Genomic DNA, 22,091 nt, shown 5'->3' with positions numbered 1-22,091 from the left:
CTTATTTCCCTCCTTTGGCAGCAGCCTTTTTGGCTGCTTTCAGTTCCTTGCGCTGGACCTTGGTCAGGCCGTCATCTTCCTTGGTCAGCGAGAAGTACACGACGACGCACAGCACTGCACACACAAGGAACAGCACCACAGATACTGCACCGGCCATGCCGTAGTTCTTGCTGAACAGATGGTTGTTCAGGTACATGATCATAGTGGTGGAGGTACGGTCGGGGCCGCCCTTGCCGTTGGTCAAAATTTGCGGCACATCGAACATCTGCAGGCCGCCGATCATGGAGGTGATCATCACATAGACCAGAATGGGACGGATCAGGGGCAGGGTGATCTTCCAGAACATCTGGTTCGGCGTGCAGCCGTCCAGCTCCGCAGCCTCGTACAGGGTGGGATCCACGCCCATAATGGCTGCCATCAGCATGATGGTGGTGTTGCCGAACCACATCAGGAAGTTCATCAGGCCCACAAGGCCACGGTTGCCCCACACGGTATTCAAAAAGCTGATGGGGGTCTTGATCCAGCCCATGCTCAGCAGCACTGCGTTCACCGGGCCGTTATCCGAGAACAGGGCGAAGAACAGCATTGCGAAGGCCGAGGCCATGATCAGGTTGGGCATATAGATGACCGTCTTGAAGAAAGTCTGCCCCTTCAGCTTCAGCCGCAGGTCGGTGAACCATGCCGCCAGCAGCAGCGAGACGACGATCTGCGGGATAAAGCCGATGATCCACAAAATCAGCGTGTTGCCAAAATACTTGGGCAGATCGGTCGCGAACAGGGTGATGTAGTTCTTCAGGCCCACAAAGCTGGGTCCGATGATCTTCAGACCGCTGCGGTAATACTCAAAAAAGCTGTAATAGATGGTAGATGTCAGAGGGATCAGCTGGAATACCGCGAAGATGATAAAGAACGGTGCAATGAAGATATAGCCCCATTTCGCGTAGCTGATCGACCCTTTCTTCTTTGTTTTTTCTCCCATGAGATCTCCCTCCTGCCGGGTCACAGCAAAACCAAAGGGGCGGGCGAGATACGCCGCCCGCCCCTTTGCTTCAATTTTCAGTTCGGAGTAAAGCCGCTTATGCGGGCCATACCACGTCGGTCAGCTCGGGGTACTTCTCCTTGATGGCGGTCTCGAAGTTTGCCTTGGCGGCATCCTCCTCCACGTTGCCGGTGAAGTAATCCTTGAAAGCGTTCTGGAAGCTCTCGTTCAGGCCCTGATCGTACGGGCCGGCGTTGGACATATCGATCTTGGTTGCAGCCTCTGCAAACAGAGCGATGTGGTTCTGGCCGCCGAGGAAGTCGGACTTGTAATCGCTGCTGGCGATCTCGTTCATGGCCTTCTCGTTATTGGTGTAATCCTGCGTATCCATGGTGATCTGCTTCATGATGGCTTCATCGCAGGTCAGCTTCAGCATAACGTCCTTGATGGTCTCAAGGTTGTCGCTGCCGGCTGCGCCGCAGATCCAGGTGCCGCCCCAGTAGTAGGGCTGAGGGCCTTCGCACACAGCGTAGTCGCCGTAGATGCCGTTGCCAACCTCTTCCTTGCCGCCCTCAGCGGTAGGAGTTTCCAGAGAGTTGCCCAGCAGGGTGAAGTTGATGCCCCAAGTGGAGTAGAAGAAGCCGAATACCTTACCGGTGGGGCCCTGATCGGAAGCCCACTGGCTGTCCCACAGGCTGGACTTGTTGTTGTAGCCCTTGTCGGTGTACTCCTTGGTCTGATCCACCCACTTCATCAGGTTCTCGTCCACGGTAACGGTGGTGCCGGTGACCCAAGGTGCGGAGACGTTGTTGGAGAAGGTGCGGTAAGCATCATCGAAGCCGGACAGCATCTTGTAGCCCTTGGCAGCAGCCTTGGCAGCTACATCGTTGAACTTATCCCAGTCGGACAGGTAGGTCTGTACCTCGGCGGGGTCATCGGTGCCCAGCACATCCTTGGCAATGCTGCGGCGGTATGCGAACAGGCCCGGGGTAGCCTGCCAGGTGGTGCCGCGCTGGCTGCCGTCCACAGAAACGATGTCCTTGGTGTACTGGTACTGGCCGGCCAGATCGGAATCGGTCAGGCCGATATCCTTCTTGACATCCAGAACATAGTCGGAATCCACATACTTCAGAGCGTAGTCAGCCTCGATCAGGAAGATATCGATCTTGTCGTCATCGGCAGCGGAGTCCTGATTCAGCAGAGCCTCGTCCAGCTTGTTCTGGTAGTTATTGTTCTCGTTGGCGTTGATGGTCCACTTCACGGTGGTGCCGTCCTTCAGGGTGGTGGTGGACTTGTCGGCTGCGATCTCCTTGACCTCGGGATAGTAGTCGTTGAAGCGGCTCTGGAACTCATCATTCCAGCACCAGATGTTCAGCACCTTGCCCTCGGCGGAAGCGGGAGCAGAAGCGGCTGCAGAGGATGCAGGAGCAGCAGAGGAAGCAGCAGTGCTGCTGGAGGAGCTGCCGCCGCAGGCTGCCAGAGCAGCACCAATCGTCACGACACCGGAAGCAAGCAGGAAATTACGACGAGAGATCTTTTTCATAAGGGTAAACCTCCTTCATGGTTTTCCAATTAAAAAATTCATTCTCAAAAACTCCGCGCTGGGAGTTGTGGGCCTTTGTTAAAGGATGCGGACGGAGCCGCCGTCCAGCAGTTTGCCGGACACCCGGATCTGCTCCGGCAGGGTCACACGCGGATGCTCGATCAGCTCGATCAGCTTATCCGCCGCCAGCCTGCCAAGGGATTTTGTGTTCTGCTGGTAGGTCACCAGCGGGGGTTTGATCACCCGGGAGAGATAGATGCCATCGTATCCCATCACTGAGATATCCTCCGGGATGCTCAAGCCCGCTTCGGTCAGGGCGTTGTAGCCGCCCAGTGCGGAAAAGTCATCCGGGAAGATGATGCAGGTCGGCCGCTGCGGCAGTGCCAGCAGCGCCCGGGTCTCCTCTGCGCAGCGATCTACATCGTGGTACACACCGCAGCGGACGTACTCCTCCGGCACCTTCAGCCCCAGCTCCTCGCAGGCCTGATAGAAGCCTGCCAAGCGGTTCTCGGTAACAGCGGTCTTTTCGCCGTGGATAAAGGCGATGCGCCGGTGCCCGCAGGCCCATGCCTGCTTTACCAGAGCCTTTGTGCCCACCACGTTGTCTGAAAGGATCGCCATCCGGTTGTTGAACACATGGTCGATGGTCACCACCGGCACATCGCCGTTGACCAGCTCCACCACCTGCGGATCGTAAAAGTTCACACAGGCGATCACCACGCCGTCCACACCCCGGTAGTGGCAATGTTCCAGATAGCTCATGGACTTGCCGCTGATGTTGTGGTTGATGAAGGTGATATCATAGCCGCGCTTTTCCGCTTCTACCTTGAAGCTGTCCAGCACTGCGGAGAAGTACTCGTGGGTCAGGCCGCTCTGTTTTTCATCTACGAACAGAACGCCAAGGTTGTAAGTACGGTTGGTTTTCAGCGCCCGGGCCGCTGCGTTGGGCAGGTACCCCATGCGGCGGGCCGCTGCACGGATGCGCTCCCGCGTGGCCGGTGCGATGTCCGGCTGGTCGTTCAGCGCCTTACTGACAGTTGCAACGGATACGCCGCATTCTTTCGCCAGATCCTTCAGGGACGGCATCTTGTAGCCTCCTTCCGAGGAAAGGAGCTGCGGGATGTTTCTCGCAAGTTCCTTAATCGTTTTCGCAATCTCAATATATCGCATTCTATACTAAAAATCAAGCGGAAACGTAAAAGTTTTAGCTCATCTGCATCACTTTTGGCATTTTGTTTCAATATGACCTGTAAGAATTGTGCATCTCGATTCACTTTCGTTACATTTCGATTAAAACGAAAAAATTTTCGTTGCAGTTTCGTTATGGTTTTCGGTGCCGGAGGCCGTATGTATATATTACTTTTAAAATGGGGTTTTCGGGTCTTTCGTTCGCCCTTTCGCCGGTGTACGCCGTGCCGAAAGTCCCCGAAAACCGCCGGGGCTGCGCAGATTATTTTAAAATTTCCGCTGAGATTTTTGCAAAAAGCTCTTGCATTTTTGGGTGGGATACGGTATGCTTAGCGTGATGAGATTGCTTCTTTCGCAGTGCCTTAATCGTTTTCGCTTATCGATGTACTGCCCACCTGACAAGGCGCAGTTTTAAGGAGGAAGCATTATGAAGTTCGGATATTTTGATGACCAGAATAAAGAATACGTCATCACCACCCCGCAGACGCCCCTGCCGTGGATCAACTACCTTGGCAGCGAGGACTTCTTCAGTCTGGTCTCCAACACGGCGGGCGGTTACAGCTTTTACCGGGACGCCCGGATGCGCCGCCTGACCCGCTACCGCTACAACAACTCCCCGCTGGACATGGACGGCCACCGGATCTACATCAAGGACGGTGACACCGTATGGAACCCGGGCTGGCAGCCCACCAAGACCCCGCTGGACAGTTACAGCTGCCGCCACGGTCTGGGCTACACCATTCTGGAGGGCAAAAAGGACGGCGTGACCGCCCGGCAGGAGCTGTTCGTCCCCAAGGGCGATGCCTGTGAGCTGGACCGGGTGACGGTGTGCAACAGCAGCACCGCAGTCAAGGAGCTGGATCTGTTCAGCTATGTGGAGTTCTGCCTGTGGGACGCTGTGGATGACAGCTCCAACTTCCAACGCAACTACTCCACCGGTGAGGTGGAGGTAGAGGGCAGCGTCATCTACCACAAGACCGAGTACCGCGAGCGCCGCAACCACTACGCCGTGTTCTGGGCAAACTGCCCGGTGGATAGCTTTGACACCACCCGGGATGCTTTCTGCGGCGTATACGGCGGCCCGGCAGACCCGCAGGCCGTCCGCGCCGGACACTGCTCCGGCAGCATTGCCCACGGCTGGGCACCGGTGGGTGCCCTGCACATCCGCCTGACCCTCGCCCCCGGCGAGAGCCGCAGTATCCTGTTCGGTCTGGGCTACATCGAGAACCCTCAGCAGGAAAAGTTCATTGCGCCGGGTGTCATCAACAAGACCCGCGCCCACGCCATGATGGAGCGCTACGCTACGGATGCACAGGTCGATGCCGCCCGCGTCGCCCTGCGCACCTACTGGGAAGAGCTACTGTCCACCTACCATCTGGAATCCGGCGAGGAAAAGCTGAACCGCATGGTCAATATCTGGCACCAGTACCAGTGCATGGTCACCTTTAACATGAGCCGCTCTGCCAGCTACTACGAAAGCGGCACCGGACGCGGCATGGGCTTCCGGGACAGCTGTCAGGACCTGCTGGGCTTTGTGCATATCATCCCCTCCCGCGCCCGGGAGCGCATTCTGGATATCGCCGCCACCCAGTTTGAGGACGGCAGCGCCTACCACCAGTACCAGCCCCTGACCAAAAAGGGCAACCGGGATATCGGCACCGGCTTCAACGATGACCCGCTGTGGCTCATTGCCGGTACCGCCGCCTACCTGCGGGAGACCGGCGACTGGTCCATTCTGGAAGAGCAGGTACCCTTTGATAACGACGCCACCAAGGCGCAGCCCCTGATGGAGCACCTGCGCCGCAGCTTCAACTTTACCTGCACCCATCTGGGCCCCCACGGCCTGCCGCTGATCGGCCGCGCCGACTGGAACGACTGCCTGAACCTGAACTGCTTCTCCGAGCACCCGGGCGAGAGCTTCCAGATCACCGGCCCCAGCGAGCGCCCCGTGGCCGAAAGCGTTTTCATTGCCGGTATGTTCGTCAAGTACGGCCACGAATACGCCCAGCTGTGCGACCATTTGAACCTGACCGAGGAAGCCGCTGCCGCCCGCAAGAGCATTGATGCCGTAGAGCAGGCCACCCTGACCGCCGGTTGGGACGGCGCATGGTTCCGCCGTGCCTACGATGCTTTCGGCAAGCCTATCGGCAGCAAGGAGTGCACCGAGGGTCAGATCTTCATTGAGCCGCAGGGTATGTGCGTCATGGCCGGTATCGGCAAGGAGAGCGGACAGGCCGCGCAGGCGCTTGCCAGCGTGGAGGAGCGGCTGGACACCAAATACGGCGTGGTGCTGCTGCAGCCTGCTTACACCAGCTACCAGCTGAATCTGGGTGAGATCTCCAGCTATCCTCCGGGATACAAGGAGAACGCCGGTATCTTCTGCCACAACAACCCGTGGATCAGCTGCGCCGAAGCAACGCTTGGCCACGGCGACCGCGCCTTTGCAGTGTACCGCAAGACCTGCCCCGCCTATATCGAGGACATCTCCGAGATCCACCGCACCGAGCCCTACGTTTACAGCCAGATGGTAGCCGGTAAGGATGCCCCCACCTTTGGTGAAGCCAAAAACAGCTGGCTGACCGGCACGGCGGCATGGACCTTCTTCAACATCAGCCAGTACATTCTGGGCATCCAGCCCACTTTGGACGGCCTGAAGGTAGACCCCTGCATCCCCCACACCCTGTCCGGTTTCGCCGTGACCCGCCGCTTCCGCGGTGCGGTGTACCACATTACGGTGGATAACGCCGCCGGGGTGCAGCACGGCATCAAGGCCGTTACCGTGGACGGCAAGGCCATCTCCGGCAATGTTCTGCCGCTGGCTGCCGCCGGTACTGAGGTAACAGTGCAGGTGACCATGGGTTAACCCGACTTTTTCTGCTTTTTCATATTATTCTCCTTTCTGTGACCAAAGCCGCCGCGCAGACCCCTGCACGGCGGCTTTGGTTTATAATGAAACAGTTTAATGATTGAAAATGCGCTCCGCGTTGCTCTGCGCATCTTCAGAGGAAAGATTATTTTTATTTCGCGTTTGTCGCACTCTGCGGAGTGCGACAACGCCATTTTCACGAGAGGGGCTGCAATAGTTAAAGGGCGGTCTGAATTGCAAATGCAGTTGACCGCTACGCCCCCTCCTGTGAAAAAAGCATTTCAGCCAAGCCCGCAGGCTTGGCTGAAATGCAAATTAAAATCATAATTCCGCTATCTATGCGCAGAGCAACGCGGAGCGCATTCAAAATCATTTCACCTGCCCGCGCATTCCAAATCGTCCCCTTCCCTCTTGCATTTTTGGGGAAAGAGGTGTAGAATACAGTCACAATCAAACACAGGGGAGCTCGTGCAGCGGGCTGAGAGGAAGTATAGCAAGCTTCGACCCTTTTACCTGATGCGGATAATGCCGCCGTAGGAAGTCATACCCTTTATGATTTTTTGCAGGAGGAGCCGCGCCAGGCTCCTCCTGTTTTTTTGTCCCTCTGCGGAGGTTCCGCAGCCGACTGAGGGGGAGCGCCCTGAGCCTTGGATGAATGCAGCGATGGGAAGCCGTGTTCCGGCGTGAGAGGAAGCCAGTAAGCTTCGACCGCACCTTCCGTACCTGCTCCCGCCTTTCGCGGGCACGGGCTGTTTTGTTGCGGGAGCGCCGGTGTTCGTCCTGCGCTGCCGCAGATGGTTGAAAAGGAGCCAATTTATCATGAAGAATCTCTCTGTCAAAAAGCTTGCCCTCGCCGGTATGTTCTGTGCCCTGTGCGTGGTGGGCAGCGTATTCAGCTTTCCCATGTTCGGCAGCAAGTGCGCCCCGGTGCAGCACATGGTCAACGTGCTGTGCGCTGTTCTGCTGGGGCCCTGGTGGGGCGTGGGCGTAGCCTTTGTGGCTTCCCTGCTGCGCAACCTGCTGGGTCTGGGCAGTCTGATGGCCTTCCCCGGCAGTATGTTCGGTGCGCTGCTGTGCGGCCTTGCATACCACAAGACCAAAAACCTGATCGCCACCGTGGTAGGTGAGGTGTTCGGCACCAGCATTCTGGGCGGCCTGTGCGCATGGCCCGTGGCCATCTTCCTGATGGGCAAGAGCGCTGCGGATATCGCTTTCTACGCCTACATCGTGCCCTTCCTCATCTCCACCGCCGTGGGTGCGGTGATCGCCGGTGCTGTGGTGTTCAGCCTGCAGCGCTCCGGTGCTCTGCGCTCCATGCAGAACAGCCTTTCCTGAGCAGAGGTGGCCAGAATGCTCAAGACCGCCTTTGAAAACCTGCGCAGCCGCTGCCCGCTGATCCACAACATTACCAACTACGTCACCGTGAACGACTGCGCCAACATGGTGCTGGCCTGCGGTGCTTCCCCCATCATGGCCGATGATGCCGCCGAGGTGGAGGAGATCACCGCCATCTGCGGCGGGCTGAATATCAACATCGGCACGCTGAACAGCCGCACCGTCACCAGTATGCTGCTGGCGGGCAAAAAAGCTAACCAGCTGGGACACCCTGTGGTACTGGATCCGGTGGGTGCCGGTGCTTCCCGTCTGCGCACCGACACCGCCTTCCGTCTGCTGCGGGAGGTACAGTTCACGGTGATCCGTGGCAACATCTCGGAGATCAAGACCCTTGCCTCCGGTGCAGGCACCACCAAGGGCGTGGATGCAGACGTAGCCGACAAGGTGACCGAGGAAAATCTGGACAGCGCCGTGGCCTTTGCCAAAGCCTTTGCCGCCCGCACCGGCGCGGTGGTGGCCATTACCGGCGCCATTGACATCGTGGCCGATGCACAAAAGGCCTACTGCATCCGCAACGGCAACGCCATGATGAGCAGCATCACCGGCACGGGCTGCCAGCTTTCTGCCCTGACGGCAGCCTTTGTCACCGCCAATCCCGGCCATCCGCTGGAGGCTGCCGCTGCAGCGGTGTGCGCCATGGGTCTGGCGGGTGAGATCGCCCACCGGCGGCTCACCCCGCAGGATGGCAACGCCACCTACCGCAATTACATCATTGATGCCATTTACAACATGACCCCCGAACAGCTGGAGAAAGGCGCAAACTATGAAGTGCGATAAACACACCATGCTCCTGTACGCAGTGACCGACCGCGCATGGGTGGGCGAGCAGACCTTGTATCAGCAGGTGGAAAGTGCCCTGAAGGGCGGTGCCACCTGTGTGCAGCTACGGGAAAAGCAGCTGGGCGATGCAGATTTTTTGCAGGAAGCCATCCAGATCCACGCCCTGTGCCAGCAGTACGGTGTGCCGCTGTTCATCAACGATAACGTGGAGGTGGCCTTGCAGTGCCACGCCGAGGGCATCCATGTGGGACAGGACGATATGGCTGCCGCACAGGTACGCCAGCGCGTGGGCGAGGGCGTGATGATCGGCGTTTCCGCCCACACGGTACAGGAAGCGCTGGACGCTGTGGCGCACGGCGCGGATTATCTTGGCGTGGGCGCGGTGTTCGCCACCCACACCAAGACGGACGTAAGCGAGATGCCCCGGCAGACCCTGCTGGACATCTGCAACGCCGTGGATGTGCCGGTGGTAGCCATTGGCGGCATCCACAAGGAGAACATCCTGCAGCTCAAGGGCACCGGCGTGGACGGTGTGGCGCTGGTAAGCGCCATCTTTGCCGCAAAGGACATCGAGGCCGAGTGTCGGGAGCTGCGCGCCCTTTCGGAGCAGATCATAAAGTAAGCTATCATCCCGCGGCAAACCGGGGGCACCACCTTGGGTCGCGTTACAAAATTCATGGAGAAAACTAACATGAAAAGCGTATTTTGCGCAGGTGCCGGCATCCAGAGCGTACTGTTTTTTCTGAATGACGGCTACCTGCCTGCTGGCCGGGAGCTTTCTCCTCGGACACGAATCGGGCCATTCCATCGCCCGCCCTACTGCCTGCGGCAGCAGGGTCCCACCCCAGCGGACGGTCCTCGGAGAAACTCCCAACCAGCGGTTCGCCCCTGCTGCAATGCATGACCAGCACCCTGCTGTTCAGAGATAAACTGTCATTTGGAGGAACACAGCGTATGCAGACTTATACCACCCAGATGGATGCCGCCCGCAAGGGCATCGTTACCCCGGAGATGGAGATCGTAGCCAAAAAGGAATACCGCACCACCGAGGAGATCCGCCAGTGGGTCGCCGAGGGCAAGGTAGCCATTCCCGCCAACAAGCACCACAAGTGCCTGAACCCCGAGGGTGTGGGCTCCATGCTGCGCACCAAGATCAACGTGAACCTTGGCGTCTCCCGCGATTGCAAGGACTACAACATTGAGATGCAGAAGGTGATGAGCGCCGTGAACATGGGCGCAGAAGCCATTATGGATCTGTCCAGCCATGGCAACACCCAGCCCTTCCGCCAGAAGCTGACCCACGAGTGCCCGGTGATGATCGGCACTGTGCCGGTGTATGATTCGGTCATTCACTACCAGCGGGATCTGGCAGAGCTGACCGCACAGGACTTTATCGATGTGGTGCGCCTGCACGCAGAGGACGGCGTGGACTTTGTCACCCTGCACTGCGGCATTACCCGCAAGACCATCGAGCAGATCCGCAAGCACAAGCGCAAGATGAACATCGTGAGCCGTGGCGGCTCTCTGGTGTTTGCGTGGATGAGCATGACCGGCAACGAGAACCCCTTCTACGAGCACTTTGACGAGATCTGCGAGATCTGCGCCGAGCATGATGTGACCATCTCTCTGGGCGACGCCTGCCGTCCCGGCTGTCTGGCTGACGCCACCGATGTGTGCCAGATCGAGGAGCTGGTGCGTCTGGGCGAGCTGACCAAGCGCGCATGGGCGCACAACGTGCAGGTGATGGTGGAAGGCCCCGGCCATGTGCCCCTGAATCAGGTGGCTGCCAACATGGAGGTGCAGAAAAGCATCTGCATGGGCGCACCCTTCTATGTGCTGGGACCTCTGGTCACCGATATCGCCCCCGGCTACGACCACATCACCGCTGCCATCGGCGGCGCAGTGGCAGCCGCCAGCGGCGCTGCCTTCCTGTGCTATGTGACCCCCGCCGAGCATCTGGCACTGCCTAACGTGGACGATGTAAAGCAGGGCATCGTAGCATCCAAGATCGCCGCCCATGCCGCCGACATTGCCAAGGGCATCCCCCATGCCCGGGACATTGACGACAAGATGGGCGATGCCCGCCGCGCACTGGACTGGGATGCACAGTTCGCCTGTGCGCTGGACCCCGAGACCGCCAAGGCCATCCGGGATGCCCGCCTGCCCGAGGACGACCACAGCGACACCTGCAGCATGTGCGGCAAGTTCTGCGCCGTGCGCAGCATGAACAAGGCGCTGGCCGGTGAATACATCGATATCCTGTAAGCTATTCCCGCGCTGAAAGGCGCTTCTTCCTCCGGGACTGCTGCACAAACCGTGCGGCAGTCCCTTTTTTGTGGGACGATTTAAATGCCCTCCGCTTCTTACGGGTTGCGGAGCGCTCCAAACGCATTTTCACAAGTGGGGTCGCAGAGGTAAGCTGCATTTGCCGCACTGCGTTCAGTTTGGCAAATCCATACTATCAATATTTTAGATTTTACAATTCTTCTGTGCTGTACTATAATGAAGTAGCAACTTTATTTCTCAAAAGTACAGGAGGCTGTTTTCTTGATAGTTGATCTGATCGAAGCGCTTTACCGCCTGCTGTGGGGCGATTTATTCACCCTGCCGGTGGCGGGCGGCATTGGCATCTCCTTTATGGTGGTGCTGCTGTTTGCAGCCGGTATCGGCTTTACCCTGCGCACCCGGCTGCTGCCGGTGCGGCTGTTCCGGGATATGATCGGCGCGGTGTGCGAAAAAAAGCAGGCTGCGGGCGGGCTTTCCTCCTTCCAGACGCTGGTCATCTCCACCGCCACCCGGGTGGGCATGGGCAACCTTGTGGGCGTGGTGGCCGCTGTTTCGGCGGGCGGCGCGGGCGCGGTGTTCTGGATGTGGGTCACTGCGCTGCTGGGTGCCTCCACCTCCTTTGTGGAGTCCACTCTGGCGCAGAAGTACCGCGTGCCGGATCCGCTGTACGGCGGCTGGCGAGGCGGCCCGGCCTACTACCTCCATGTGCTGGCCGAGCGCAAGCGGGGCAAAAAGCTCAAACGCTCGGTGTGTGCAGCGCTGTTTGCGGTGTCCGGTCTGATCTGCTGGTGTGGCATCAGCCAAGTCATCTCCAACTCGGTCAGTTCTGCCTTTGAAAACGCCTTTCACGTCCCGCCGCTGGCCACCACCGTGGTGCTTACCCTGCTGGCAGCACTGATCGTGCTGCGCAAAAACGCCACCGTAAAAAGCCTTGACTTCATCGTACCGGTCATGGCTGTGTGCTACTTTGTCATCACGGTGGGCATCGTGGTGCTGAATATCCGGCAGCTGCCCGCCGTGCTGGCACGCATCTTTGCCGAGGCCTTCGGCCTGCGTCAGGTGGCTGCCGGCGGCTTTGGTGCGGTGCTGATGAACGGCGTCAAGCGCGGGTTGTTTTCCAACGAGGCAGGCAGCGGCTCTGCCCCCTGCGCCGCTGCCGCCGCCGAGTGCGACGACCCGGTAAAGATGGGGCTTGTGCAGGCGCTGGGCGTATTGATCGACACGGTGGTCATCTGCAGCTGCACCGCCTTTCTGATGCTGCTGGTGCCGCAGGACATCACCGCCGGGCTGACCGGCATGGACCTTTTACAGACTGCCATGCAGTACCATTTAGGCAGCTTTGGCATCGTGTTCATTGCGGTGATCTTAGCACTGTTCAGCTTCTCCACCTTTCTGGGGGTGCTGTACTACGCCCGGGGCAACGTGGCCTATCTGTGCGGCGACAACTGGTGGAGCCAGACCGCCTACAAGCTGCTGGCGCTGGCCATGCTGCTGATCGGCGGCACACAGGCCTACACCGTGGTGTGGGATCTGGGCGATGTGGGCATCGGACTGATGACCCTCTTCAATATGCTGGCGCTCGTTCCCCTTTCCGGCGAGGCGCTGACCGCCCTCAACAACTACGAAAAGCGCAAAAAGCTACATTGATAAGAATCCACCGCACAGCGTATTTTGTACGGCAGATTCTTCTCCGATAAAACGATTTAAAATGCCCGCCGCGCTTGCTCTGGGCAAAATCAGCGGAAAAACCATTTTAAATTAGAACAAGCCCGGAAAGTCTGCGGACTTTCCGGGCTTGTATTTTCACGGGAGGGGTCGTGACCGGAAACAACATCTACAAATGCTGCTTGACCTTGCCCCTTTGCTATAAAAATCAGCTATGCTGCTTCAGGGCGCAGACGGCGATGCTCAGGGCGCTCCATGCGGCCTGATACATCAGCACCGTGGCGATGGACAGCTGCCAGATGCTGCCCGCGTAGGTCAGCAGCACTGCAATGAACACCGAGAAGCACACCGACACCAGCTGCACCGTGGTGGCGCTGGTCTCGGCATTCTGTGCCTGATCTGCGGCCTGCAAGCCGCCGGTCAGGCTGGCAAAGCCCCGGTGGTGGTACAGGCAGCACTTGGGCTTTTCCGGGGCAGCATCAGCGGCTTCAATGGCCTGACACTGCTCGCCGTCCAGCACGGTGACCATGCCCTCCGGCAGATGATAAGCCTCGGTGATGTGCCGTGCCGTCAGGCTGGGGTCCTTGCTGGTGACCAGCAGACGGATGTTCTCCCTTTGCAGAGAAGCAAGGCTGCGTGCCACATTGCGGCCGCCCACATAGTGCAGCACGAACATGGCGTGCAGGTTGCCGGACACCGCCAGATACAAAATTTGCAGCGCGCCGTTTTTGGAGTGGCCGTCCTCGTAGTCCTGCTCCGGCAGAGTAACGTCCTCCTGCTCCATGTAGCGGCGGGTGCCGATGAGGATGCGGTTATTGTCGCACCATGCCGAGAAACCCTGCCCGGTGTGCTGCTCCAGATCCTTGACCGGGAACAGGATATCGGTGCGGTCCTCGATGATCTGGCTGAACAGCCCGCGCAGGGTATCGCAGCTCTCGTTCAGCACACTGGCCGCATACAGGATGGCGCGGTCGATGCGGCCGCCCTTGAAGATACGGATATCCTCCAGCGTTACGCTGTCGGCGGTAAACAGGTCGTCGGCGTCCAGCTCAATGGTGTCGATGCCGCCCAGCTCCTCAATGGCAGCCCAGCCGGGCACCACAGCGCCCACAGCGGCAGCCGCTCTTTGCAGCCGCAGCGCCGCCAGACCGGGCACCAGCACCGAGGAAAGGGGCGCGCCCATGCACAGCACGGCAGCCACTGCAGCCACGGCGCAGTTGATGCCGCCGCCGAACAGCAGGAAAGCTACGCCGCTGAGCACTGCTGCCGCCAGCAGGATATAGGCCACCTTGCGGGCGCGGCGCTCGCTGGCGCGCTCGCTGAGGCTCTGCTCCACAAAATCATCGCTGGCGGTCTGCACCGGGCGGCTCAGCAGCACCCACGGGTCCTTCTGCTCCAGATCCCGGGCGAGGGCGCGGATCAGATCTTTATCGCGGGTGCGGTAAGCGCCCCGCACTTCGCCGCCCTCTGCGGCCGGCGTGTAGCCGCCCTGCACGGCAGCCAGCATTACCCGGCTGCCCACCAGCGCCAGAAACAGCCCCAGCGCTGCCATACCGGTCAGCAGGCCGATGCCCTCGGTGCTGCGGTAGGCGTTGGCATTCAGCATGGCCACCACTGCCTGCAGCAGCGCTGCCACAGCGGCCAGCGCGGGCATGGTGTCTGCACTGGGACGACCGCGCAAGCCGGTCAGGCCGTCCCGCAGCACCGGGTAGCCCACAAACAGGCTGGCGGCAAACAGCAGCAGATTGGCGGCATAGAACGCCGCCGGGGCAGCGTCCGGGTCCAGCACCGAAAGCGGCGGCAGCAGACGCTCTGCCGTCAGCCCAAAGTGCAGCAGCACCACAGCCAGAATGCCCGCCAGCACACAGCGCAAGGTCAGCTCTGCGGCCATGTGGTGCAGCTTATCGGCAATGGATTCCGGCACAGCTTCCTCGGCAGAGGCCGCCGTTTCTGCTGCGGGTGCGGTCTCGGGCTGTGCCGGAGCCGCAGGGGCGGCAGCTGCCGGTGCGGGTACTGTTTCATCAGCAGGAGCGCCGTCCTGCTCCAGCGGGAGCAGCGGCAGGCTCATGGTATCCTCTTTTTCCGGCTTGCGGGCAGCGGGCTTCTCGTCCTCTGCTGTGCCGAACATTTGGAAAATCGACTTTTTCTCAGGCTTTTTCGGCAGTGTCTCCGGGTCTGCCGGAACGCTGGCAAACACCGCCGACGGCAGCTCCTCGGCAGGCTTCTGTGCTGCCTTTGCCGGGGCTTTCTCCGGCTCTGCGGCGGGCTGTGCAGGCGCAGGCTGCACCTTGGGCTGCGGCACTGCCTGCACAGGTTTTGCGGGCTGCGGGGCAGGCTTTGCCTTGCCGCTCATGTCGTTGAGCATATCCTTCAGCTGCTGCATCTCCCGCTGCTCCAGCTCCTCCTGCGGCAGCAGCGTCTCCGGGGCGTTCTTCGCCTTGGGCTGCTTTTTAGGGGCAGCAGCAGGCTGCGGCTCCGGCTGGGGTGCAGGCTTTTTCGGCTTCGGCTGCACGGCAGCAGCCGCCTTGGGTGCAGGCACCGGCTCTGCCGGGACAGCCTTGGCAGGCTCTACCCGGGCAGGCTGCATCGGCATAGCCGGAATAGGGTCTGCGGTGCGCAGCTCCAGCGCCATGTCCTCCTGCTCCGGCTGCACCGGCTTTGCATCTGCCCCCAGCAGGATCTCGCCGGTGGGGATCTCCAGCACCGGCTGTGCCGGGGCGGGCGTCTCTTCTTTGTCGTGGCCGAACAGCTTGCCCAGCAGCCCGGCCTTGGGCTTTTCCTCCACCGGGGCAGGCTCGTCCCGGCGGGTCATTTCCTCGGGCAGATCGATCACACTGGTGCTGAAAAAGTTGCGGAACCGCTCTTCTGCCGAGAGCTCCCCCGCCTGCTTGCCCTTGCGTTCATTTTTATTGTTCGGCATCCTTGTCCCTCCCACTGTTCTGGATGGAGTTTACCGCTTGTTTTATTCTTCTACGGCGCGCTGCGACTGGATCTCGTACAGGATGATGCCAGCCGCCACCGAAACGTTATAGCTGTCCACACCGGTGCCGGGTGCAGCCATATCCAGCCGCACCACACCGTCACACAGCTTCTTGACCAGCTGGGACACCCCGCTGCCCTCGCTGCCCAGTACCAGCGCGATGGGGCCGGTCAGGTTGTTTTTGTGCAGAGACACACCGTCCATATCGGCGCAGTAGACGAACACGCCCTGCTCCTTCAGGCGGCGGATGGTCTCGCCGATATTGGCCACCCGCGCCACCGGCAGACGCTCGGCAGCGCCTGCGCTGGACTTGATGACGGTGGGGGTGACGGACGCGCCGCCCCGCTTGGGGATGACGATGCCGTGGGCACCGCACAGCAATGCGCTGCGCATGACTGCACCCAGATTGTGGGGGTCCTCAATGCCGTCGCTCAGCACCAGAAACGGCGGCTCACCCTTGGCCTTGGCTGCTGCCAGCAGATCCTCCACGGTCGCGTACTCGATCTCACTGGCAAAGGCCGCCACGCCCTGATGGCTTTCGGTGCCGGTCATCAGGCGCAGCTTGTTGGGGTGCACCCGCTTGACCGTTGCGCCGGCCTCCTTGGCCAGTGCTGTATAGTATGCCGCCACTGCCGGGGCCATCCCCTCGGCAATAAGCACGGTGTCCACACCGGAGCCGCTCTTGAGCAGCTCGGTCACCGGGTTTTTGCCGTAGATCAGGCTCTCGCTCTTCTGCTGCGGCTGCTCTGCATCGCGGCGCGGACGGCGCGGCTGGTTACGTTCTTCCATCTTTTTATGCTCCTTCCGTTCCGGGCGGGCAGTGCCGCGCCGGAGCGTTTTATTTTGTTTATGATAATCCAAGATAAAGTATACCATATCTCGTCCGGTTTCGCCACAAATTGCAGGGATTTTATTCCCAGACACCTAAAATTTTTTCAGTAAAACACAGCTTCCCTGCCAGACTGGGCGGCTGTAAAAATGTTTTGCCCGCCGCCCGGGAAGCCCGGCGCATTTCCGCTGTTTTGCCAAGGCAAAAAGTTTTCCACAAAAAATGTCTATACATTCCGTAAACAGCCTATGATTTTTCCACAAGTTGAAAACCCGGTGGAAAGTGTGTAAAAGTCCAGCCACAGCGCCTGTTTTCTGGGTGGAATTAAACAGTTTCCACCGGGTTTTCAACAGCAGCTTCCCCCATATCTTGGCAAAAGCCTTACAATTTGTAAAATTCAAGTCGGAATTATGACAATTTTTTGAACCGGAAATTGTCCGCTTTTGCAATTTCCTCCAACATCATTTTGACGAATGTTAAAATATGTTGAAAACCCGCGCCGCTTCCGCACAAGGCGGATGTTGCAGCATATATGGATTTTTGTTGTTAAGTGCAGAACATTTCTGCCGCAGCTGCATCAGCCGCTTTGTGCCGTGACTGTTCCGCAGCAGCTCTATGCAAGAAAAAGCGCCTGTTCGGATTGATTTTAGGCGCATTTTGGGGTATACTAGCCATGTGGGCTCGTTAAACCATGCACAATGCGGTGTGTGGCAGAGCCGGAACCCCGATAATTTTTGGAGGTAATGAATAATGTTGGTAAATGCAACCGAAATGCTGCTCAAGGCACGCGATGGCCACTACGGTGTGCCGCAGTTCAACATCAATAACCTGGAGTGGACCAAGGCCGTCCTGACCGCCTGCGAGGAAATGAAGAGCCCCGTCATTCTGGGTGTTTCCGAGGGTGCAGGTAAGTACATGACCGGCTTTAAGACTGTTGCTGCTATGGTCAGCGCCATGGTCGATTCCATGGGCATCACCGTTCCCGTTGCTCTGCATCTGGATCACGGCACCTACGAGGGCTGCAAGGCCTGTGTTGAGGCTGGTTTCTCCTCCATCATGTTCGATGGCAGCCACTACTCCATCGAGGAGAACGTGGAAAAGACTAAGGAACTGGTCGCTCTGGCACACGCTCACGGCATGAGCATCGAGGCCGAGGTTGGCTCCATCGGCGGCGTCGAGGACGGCGTTGTGGGCTCTGGCGAGATCGCTGATCCCGAGGAGTGCGCAAAGATCACCGCTCTGGGCATTGACTTCCTGGCTGCCGGCATCGGCAACATCCACGGCGTCTACCCCGCAAACTGGAAGGGTCTGGACTTCGAGGCTCTGGACCGCATCCACAAGGCCACCAACAACATTCCTCTGGTCCTGCACGGCGGCACCGGCATCCCCGATGAGATGATCGCAAAGGCCATCAGTCTGGGCGTTTCCAAGATCAACATCAATACCGAGTGCCAGCTGGTGTTTGCTGAGGCCACCCGTAAGTACATCGAAGAGGGCAAGGATCAGCAGGGCAAGGGCTTCGACCCCCGCAAGCTGCTGGCTCCCGGCGCAAAGGCCATTGAGGCTAAGTGCAAGGAGAAGATCGAGCTGTTCGGCTGCGCAGGCAAGGGCTAAGCAGAAGTTCGTATCCTGACCGGTACACCACCCAATAAAGTATGCGGCCCCGCCGCACTGTTATGCACAGTGCAGCGGGGCCGCTTTTTATTTTGAAATTCGGTAATGGCCCACAATGTCGGTGCGTTTTTCCAGAATGTCCTGCTCGTAAGCCGTCTGCCATGGGTCATTGTGGTGAATGATATAGGGCACTCCGTTTTTATTTTGCCGGTCGGACACGATGCCGATATGTCTTTCAAAGATCACAATATCACCGCCCTGTCATTCTTCTATTTCTGAAACATCTGTGGTCAGAGCAACCGCGGTATGTGCAAAAAATACCTTCAGGTTTCGTACCCGTCGGAAATCTATGTTTGCATCCGGCTCTGCCACCATATAATCTTGTGACTGCTTCCGGATATCTGCGTCCACAAGCACTTGCAGATCATATCCAGCATCTTTCAACGCATAAGCAACCACATCCGTGCAAACTCCATAACCATCGTCAGGATAACCGGTCGCATAATAGCGGCTTTTGTATTTTGGATGTGTGCTCACATAGTCCATTGCTCCGTTCAGAATATCCAACTGATCGTCTACGCCGTCAACATCCCGATCTACGCTGCTATGAAACTGCGGTATCCTGCCCGGATAGTCATCCTCAAGCCGGAACGCCGAGGTGTGCTGATAATGTGTCTGCGCATAAAATACGATGCTGCAGAACAGTAAAAGCGCCAGTACCGCTATATAACACTTTGCTGTATCCTTGCGGGTTCTGTCCAAACGCATATTCTCACCCTTTTCTGCTCTGAGGATACCAGTTTTTCCCCTATTCTGCAACCCTTAAGCATATATAGCGCAACAAAAAAGCCCTGAGACTTTCATCTCAGAGCTTTCAGTTAAGTCGGCGACTACCTATTTTCACAAGCCGTTTCCAGCTAACTATCTTCGGCACAAGTAAGCTTAACTTCTGTGTTCGGAATGGGAACAGGTGGAACCTTACCGTCATCGACACCGACCGATTTGACTGAATCAGTATAACACATTTCTGTGCTTCTGTCCAGTATTTCTTAGAAGGACGTGCCTTCAAAACTGAATAATCACTGCTGACATTTTTTCGTTGACTTAAAAGTCTCAAGCGAATTGTGGTCAAGCCCTCGACCTATTAGTACACGCTTGCTGAATGGATCACTCCACTTACACATCGTGCCTATCAACCTTGTAGTCTTCAAGGGGTCTTACTTGTTTGAAACAATGGGATATCTTATCTTTGGGTCGGCTTCACGCTTAGATGCTTTCAGCGTTTATCCGATCCGTACATAGTTGCCCAGCTATGCCCTTGGCAGAACAACTGGTGCGCCAGAGGTACGTCCGCTCCGGTCCTCTCGTACTAGGAACAGCTCCCATCAAATATCCTGCGCCCACGACAGATAGGGACCGAACTGTCTCACGACGTTCTGAACCCAGCTCGCGTACCGCTTTAATTGGCGAACAGCCAAACCCTTGGGACCGAATACAGCCCCAGGATGCGATGAGCCGACATCGAGGTGCCAAACCTCCCCGTCGATGTGGACTCTTGGGGGAGATCAGCCTGTTATCCCCAGGGTAACTTTTATCCGTTGAGCGATGGCATTTCCACTCACATACCACCGGATCACTAACTCCAACTTTCGTTACTGCTCGACCCGTCAGTCTCGCAGTTAGGCTCGCTTCTGCGTTTGCACTCTTTTGCTTGATTTCCGTTCAAGCTGAGCGAACCTTTGAACGCCTCCGTTACTCTTTAGGAGGCGACCGCCCCAGTCAAACTGCCCACCTAACAATGTCCCCCGCCTTGATTCAAAGGCGCAGGTTAGAATTCCAATATCGCAAGGATGGTATCCCAACGGCCACTCCACAAAAGCCAAAGCTCTTGCTTCCCAGTGTCCCATCTATCCTGTGCATGCAACATCGAAACCCAATATTAGGCTACAGTAAAGCTCCATGGGGTCTTTCCGTCTTGTCGCGGGTAACCGGCATCTTCACCGGTACTACAATTTCGCCGGGCGGGCTGTTGAGACAGTGCCCAAATCATTACGCCTTTCATGCGGGTCAGAACTTACCTGACAAGGAATTTCGCTACCTTAGGACCGTTATAGTTACGGCCGCCGTTCACTGGGGCTTCGATTCAATGCTTGCACATCTCCTCTTAACCTTCCAGCACCGGGCAGGCGTCAGCTCGTATACGTCATCTTTCGATTTAGCACAAACCTGTGTTTTTGGTAAACAGTTGCTTGGGCCGATTCTCTGCGGCTCCATCTCTGGAGCACCCCTTCTCCCGAAGTTACGGGGTCAATTTGCCGAGTTCCTTAACAACCCTTCTCCCGTTGGCCTTAGAATCTTCTTCCTACCTACCTGTGTCGGTTTGCGGTACGGGCACCGCAGAAATTCACACAGCTTTTCTCGCCATCTTCCATCCCGGACTTCGGTACTAATTTCCCTCGATCGCTACCGGAACCAACACCCGGCTCCGAGACTTCAAATGTGTCCCTGTGTTTAACTCTTTTGGTGGTGACGGAATCTCTACCGTCTGTGCATCGGCTACGCCGTCAGGCCTCACCTTAGCTCCCGACTGACCTGGAGCGGACGAACCTTCCTCCAGAAACCTGAGGCTTTCGGCCATGCAGATTCTCACTGCATTCGCGCTACTCATTCCGGCATTCTCACTTCTATACACTCCACAGCCGCTTGCGCTACTGTTTCACCGCGTATACAACGCTCCCCTACCCAATGTACAAAGTACATTGCCTAAGCTTCGGTGTCAGGTTTAGCCCCGTTAAATTCTCCGCGCAAAGACGCTCGACCAGTGAGCTATTACGCACTCTTTGAATGTGTGGCTGCTTCTGAGCCAACATCCTGGTTGTCTACGTATCTTCACATCGTTTTCCACTTAACCTGACTTTGGGACCTTAGCTGTAGATCTGGGCTGTTTCCCTTTTGACAATGACATTTATCTGACACTGTCTGACTCCCAAGCATCAATACTCTGGCATTCTGAGTTTGATAAGCTTCGCTAACCTCTCGGCCGCTAGGCTATTCAGTGCTTTACCTCCAGGTATCTAACTTGAGGCTAGTCCTAAAACTATTTCGGGGAGAACCAGCTATCTCCGGGTTCGATTGGAATTTCTCCGCTACCCACAGTTCATCCGCCGCCTTTTCAACGGAGGTCGGTTCGGTCCTCCATGGAATTTTACTTCCACTTCAACCTGACCATGGGTAGGTCACCCGGTTTCGGGCCCATTATATGCAACTTAACGCCCTTTTCAAACTCGCTTTCGCTTCGGCTCCAGACCTTAAGTCCTTAACCTTGCTGCATACAATCGCTCGCCGGACCGTTCTACAAAAAGTACCCTATCACACTTTGACGTGCTCTAGGTGCTTGTAGGCACAGGGTTTCAGGTTCTCTTTCACTCCCCTCCCGGGGTGCTTTTCACCTTTCCTTCACAGTACTATACGCTATCGGTCACTGGGTAGTATTTAGGGTTGGAGGGTGGTCCCCCCGTATTCCGACCAGGTTTCACGTGTCTGGCCGTACTCTGGATCCTGCGCAGCTCTCTCCGTTTTCACCTACGTGGTTCTCACACTCTCTGACCGGCCTTCCCATGCCGTTCGGTTAACAGATTAAGTCCTAAAAGCAGTCCGTACCCCGGAAGTATTTCTACTCCCGGTTTGCCCTCTTCCGCGTTCGCTCGCCACTACTTACGGAATCTCGTTTGATGTCTCTTCCTCGCCCTACTTAGATGTTTCAGTTCAGGCGGTTCCCTCGATATACCTATTTTTAAGTTCAGTATAACGTACCTGAGTATGAACCCAGATGAGTTTCCTCATTCAGAAATCTCCGGATCAATGCTTATTTGCAGCTCCCCGAAGCTTATCGCAGCTTATCACGTCTTTCATCGGCTCCCAGTGCCAAGGCATTCGCCCTGCGCCCTTGTTCGCTTGACCTTTCAA

At 57.7% G+C, this 22,091-nt stretch carries 13 protein-coding genes, 2 rRNA genes, 1 pseudogene and 1 riboswitch; of the genes and pseudogenes, 8 read left to right on the top strand and 8 right to left on the bottom strand.

What is annotated here, in order from left to right; translation table 11 throughout:
• Position 1 precedes the first annotated feature (1 nt).
• From ACXPUX_RS06200 to ACXPUX_RS06190, 3 genes are all read right to left on the bottom strand, one after another.
• On the bottom strand, positions 2–979 hold the full coding sequence (locus tag ACXPUX_RS06200) for a carbohydrate ABC transporter permease (RefSeq protein WP_458830819.1): 978 nt from the start codon (positions 977–979) through the stop codon (positions 2–4).
• A gap of 97 nt (positions 980–1,076) precedes the next feature.
• Positions 1,077–2,522: a carbohydrate ABC transporter substrate-binding protein gene (locus ACXPUX_RS06195; protein WP_458830817.1), complete on the bottom strand. Its 1,446-nt coding sequence runs from the start codon at positions 2,520–2,522 to the stop codon at positions 1,077–1,079.
• A 78-nt stretch (positions 2,523–2,600) separates the two neighbouring features.
• Positions 2,601–3,608: a LacI family DNA-binding transcriptional regulator gene (locus ACXPUX_RS06190; RefSeq protein WP_458830815.1), complete on the bottom strand. Its 1,008-nt coding sequence runs from the start codon at positions 3,606–3,608 to the stop codon at positions 2,601–2,603.
• Positions 3,609–4,137: 529 nt separating this feature from the next.
• Here ACXPUX_RS06190 and ACXPUX_RS06185 point away from each other — a divergent pair.
• The 7 genes from ACXPUX_RS06185 to ACXPUX_RS06155 all read left to right on the top strand — a co-directional run bounded on the left by ACXPUX_RS06185 (position 4,138) and on the right by ACXPUX_RS06155 (position 12,684).
• Complete coding sequence (locus tag ACXPUX_RS06185; RefSeq protein ID WP_458830813.1) at positions 4,138–6,573, top strand: GH36-type glycosyl hydrolase domain-containing protein; 2,436 nt, start codon at positions 4,138–4,140, stop codon at positions 6,571–6,573.
• 99 nt (positions 6,574–6,672) lie between these two features.
• On the top strand, positions 6,673–6,903 hold the full coding sequence (locus tag ACXPUX_RS06180) for a hypothetical protein (RefSeq protein ID WP_458830811.1): 231 nt from the start codon (positions 6,673–6,675) through the stop codon (positions 6,901–6,903).
• Positions 6,904–7,024: 121 nt separating this feature from the next.
• A riboswitch (TPP riboswitch) is annotated at positions 7,025–7,133 on the top strand.
• 262 nt (positions 7,134–7,395) lie between these two features.
• The gene (gene thiW, locus ACXPUX_RS06175; protein WP_015536868.1) at positions 7,396–7,911 is read left to right on the top strand and encodes an energy coupling factor transporter S component ThiW; all 516 of its coding nucleotides are present in this window, start codon (positions 7,396–7,398) and stop codon (positions 7,909–7,911) included.
• Between the two features lie 15 nt (positions 7,912–7,926).
• Positions 7,927–8,748 carry a hydroxyethylthiazole kinase gene (gene thiM / locus ACXPUX_RS06170; RefSeq protein WP_458830809.1) on the top strand — a complete coding sequence of 274 codons (822 nt, stop codon included), beginning with the start codon at positions 7,927–7,929 and terminating at the stop codon, positions 8,746–8,748.
• The gene (gene thiE / locus ACXPUX_RS06165) at positions 8,735–9,373 is read left to right on the top strand and encodes a thiamine phosphate synthase (protein ID WP_097778854.1); all 639 of its coding nucleotides are present in this window, start codon (positions 8,735–8,737) and stop codon (positions 9,371–9,373) included. Before thiM ends, thiE begins: the two co-directional genes overlap by 14 nt.
• Before the next feature lie 332 nt (positions 9,374–9,705).
• The gene (gene thiC, locus ACXPUX_RS06160; protein WP_458830806.1) at positions 9,706–11,016 is read left to right on the top strand and encodes a phosphomethylpyrimidine synthase ThiC; all 1,311 of its coding nucleotides are present in this window, start codon (positions 9,706–9,708) and stop codon (positions 11,014–11,016) included.
• 282 nt (positions 11,017–11,298) lie between these two features.
• Positions 11,299–12,684 carry an alanine/glycine:cation symporter family protein gene (locus tag ACXPUX_RS06155; RefSeq protein ID WP_458830805.1) on the top strand — a complete coding sequence of 462 codons (1,386 nt, stop codon included), beginning with the start codon at positions 11,299–11,301 and terminating at the stop codon, positions 12,682–12,684.
• Positions 12,685–12,910: 226 nt separating this feature from the next.
• Here ACXPUX_RS06155 and ACXPUX_RS06150 read toward each other — a convergent pair whose 3' ends face one another.
• Together ACXPUX_RS06150 and rlmB are read right to left on the bottom strand one after the other, a co-directional pair.
• Complete coding sequence (locus ACXPUX_RS06150; RefSeq protein ID WP_458830803.1) at positions 12,911–15,622, bottom strand: cell envelope biogenesis protein OmpA; 2,712 nt, start codon at positions 15,620–15,622, stop codon at positions 12,911–12,913.
• A gap of 42 nt (positions 15,623–15,664) precedes the next feature.
• Entirely contained in the window at positions 15,665–16,558 is an 894-nt protein-coding gene (gene rlmB / locus ACXPUX_RS06145) for a 23S rRNA (guanosine(2251)-2'-O)-methyltransferase RlmB (RefSeq protein WP_458830801.1), read from the bottom strand.
• A gap of 703 nt (positions 16,559–17,261) precedes the next feature.
• Between rlmB and fba the strand changes: the two genes are divergently transcribed.
• Positions 17,262–18,125 (top strand): class II fructose-1,6-bisphosphate aldolase, encoded by an 864-nt coding sequence (gene fba / locus ACXPUX_RS06140; RefSeq protein WP_316544576.1) that lies wholly within the window; start codon positions 17,262–17,264, stop codon positions 18,123–18,125.
• A gap of 87 nt (positions 18,126–18,212) precedes the next feature.
• On the opposite strand, the pseudogene ACXPUX_RS06135 reads toward fba, so the two are convergent.
• From ACXPUX_RS06135 to ACXPUX_RS06125, 3 genes and pseudogenes are all read right to left on the bottom strand, one after another.
• A pseudogene (locus ACXPUX_RS06135) lies at positions 18,213–18,893 on the bottom strand (DUF1287 domain-containing protein).
• Positions 18,894–19,006: 113 nt separating this feature from the next.
• A 5S ribosomal RNA gene (rrf, locus tag ACXPUX_RS06130) occupies positions 19,007–19,123 on the bottom strand.
• Positions 19,124–19,249: 126 nt separating this feature from the next.
• A 23S ribosomal RNA gene (locus ACXPUX_RS06125) occupies positions 19,250–22,085 on the bottom strand.
• Positions 22,086–22,091 lie beyond the last annotated feature (6 nt).

The organism is Faecalibacterium sp. PGM34, assembly GCF_054456555.1.
The sequence above is the reverse complement of the archived record's forward strand: the minus strand, read 5'-3'. Positions and strand labels throughout refer to the sequence as shown.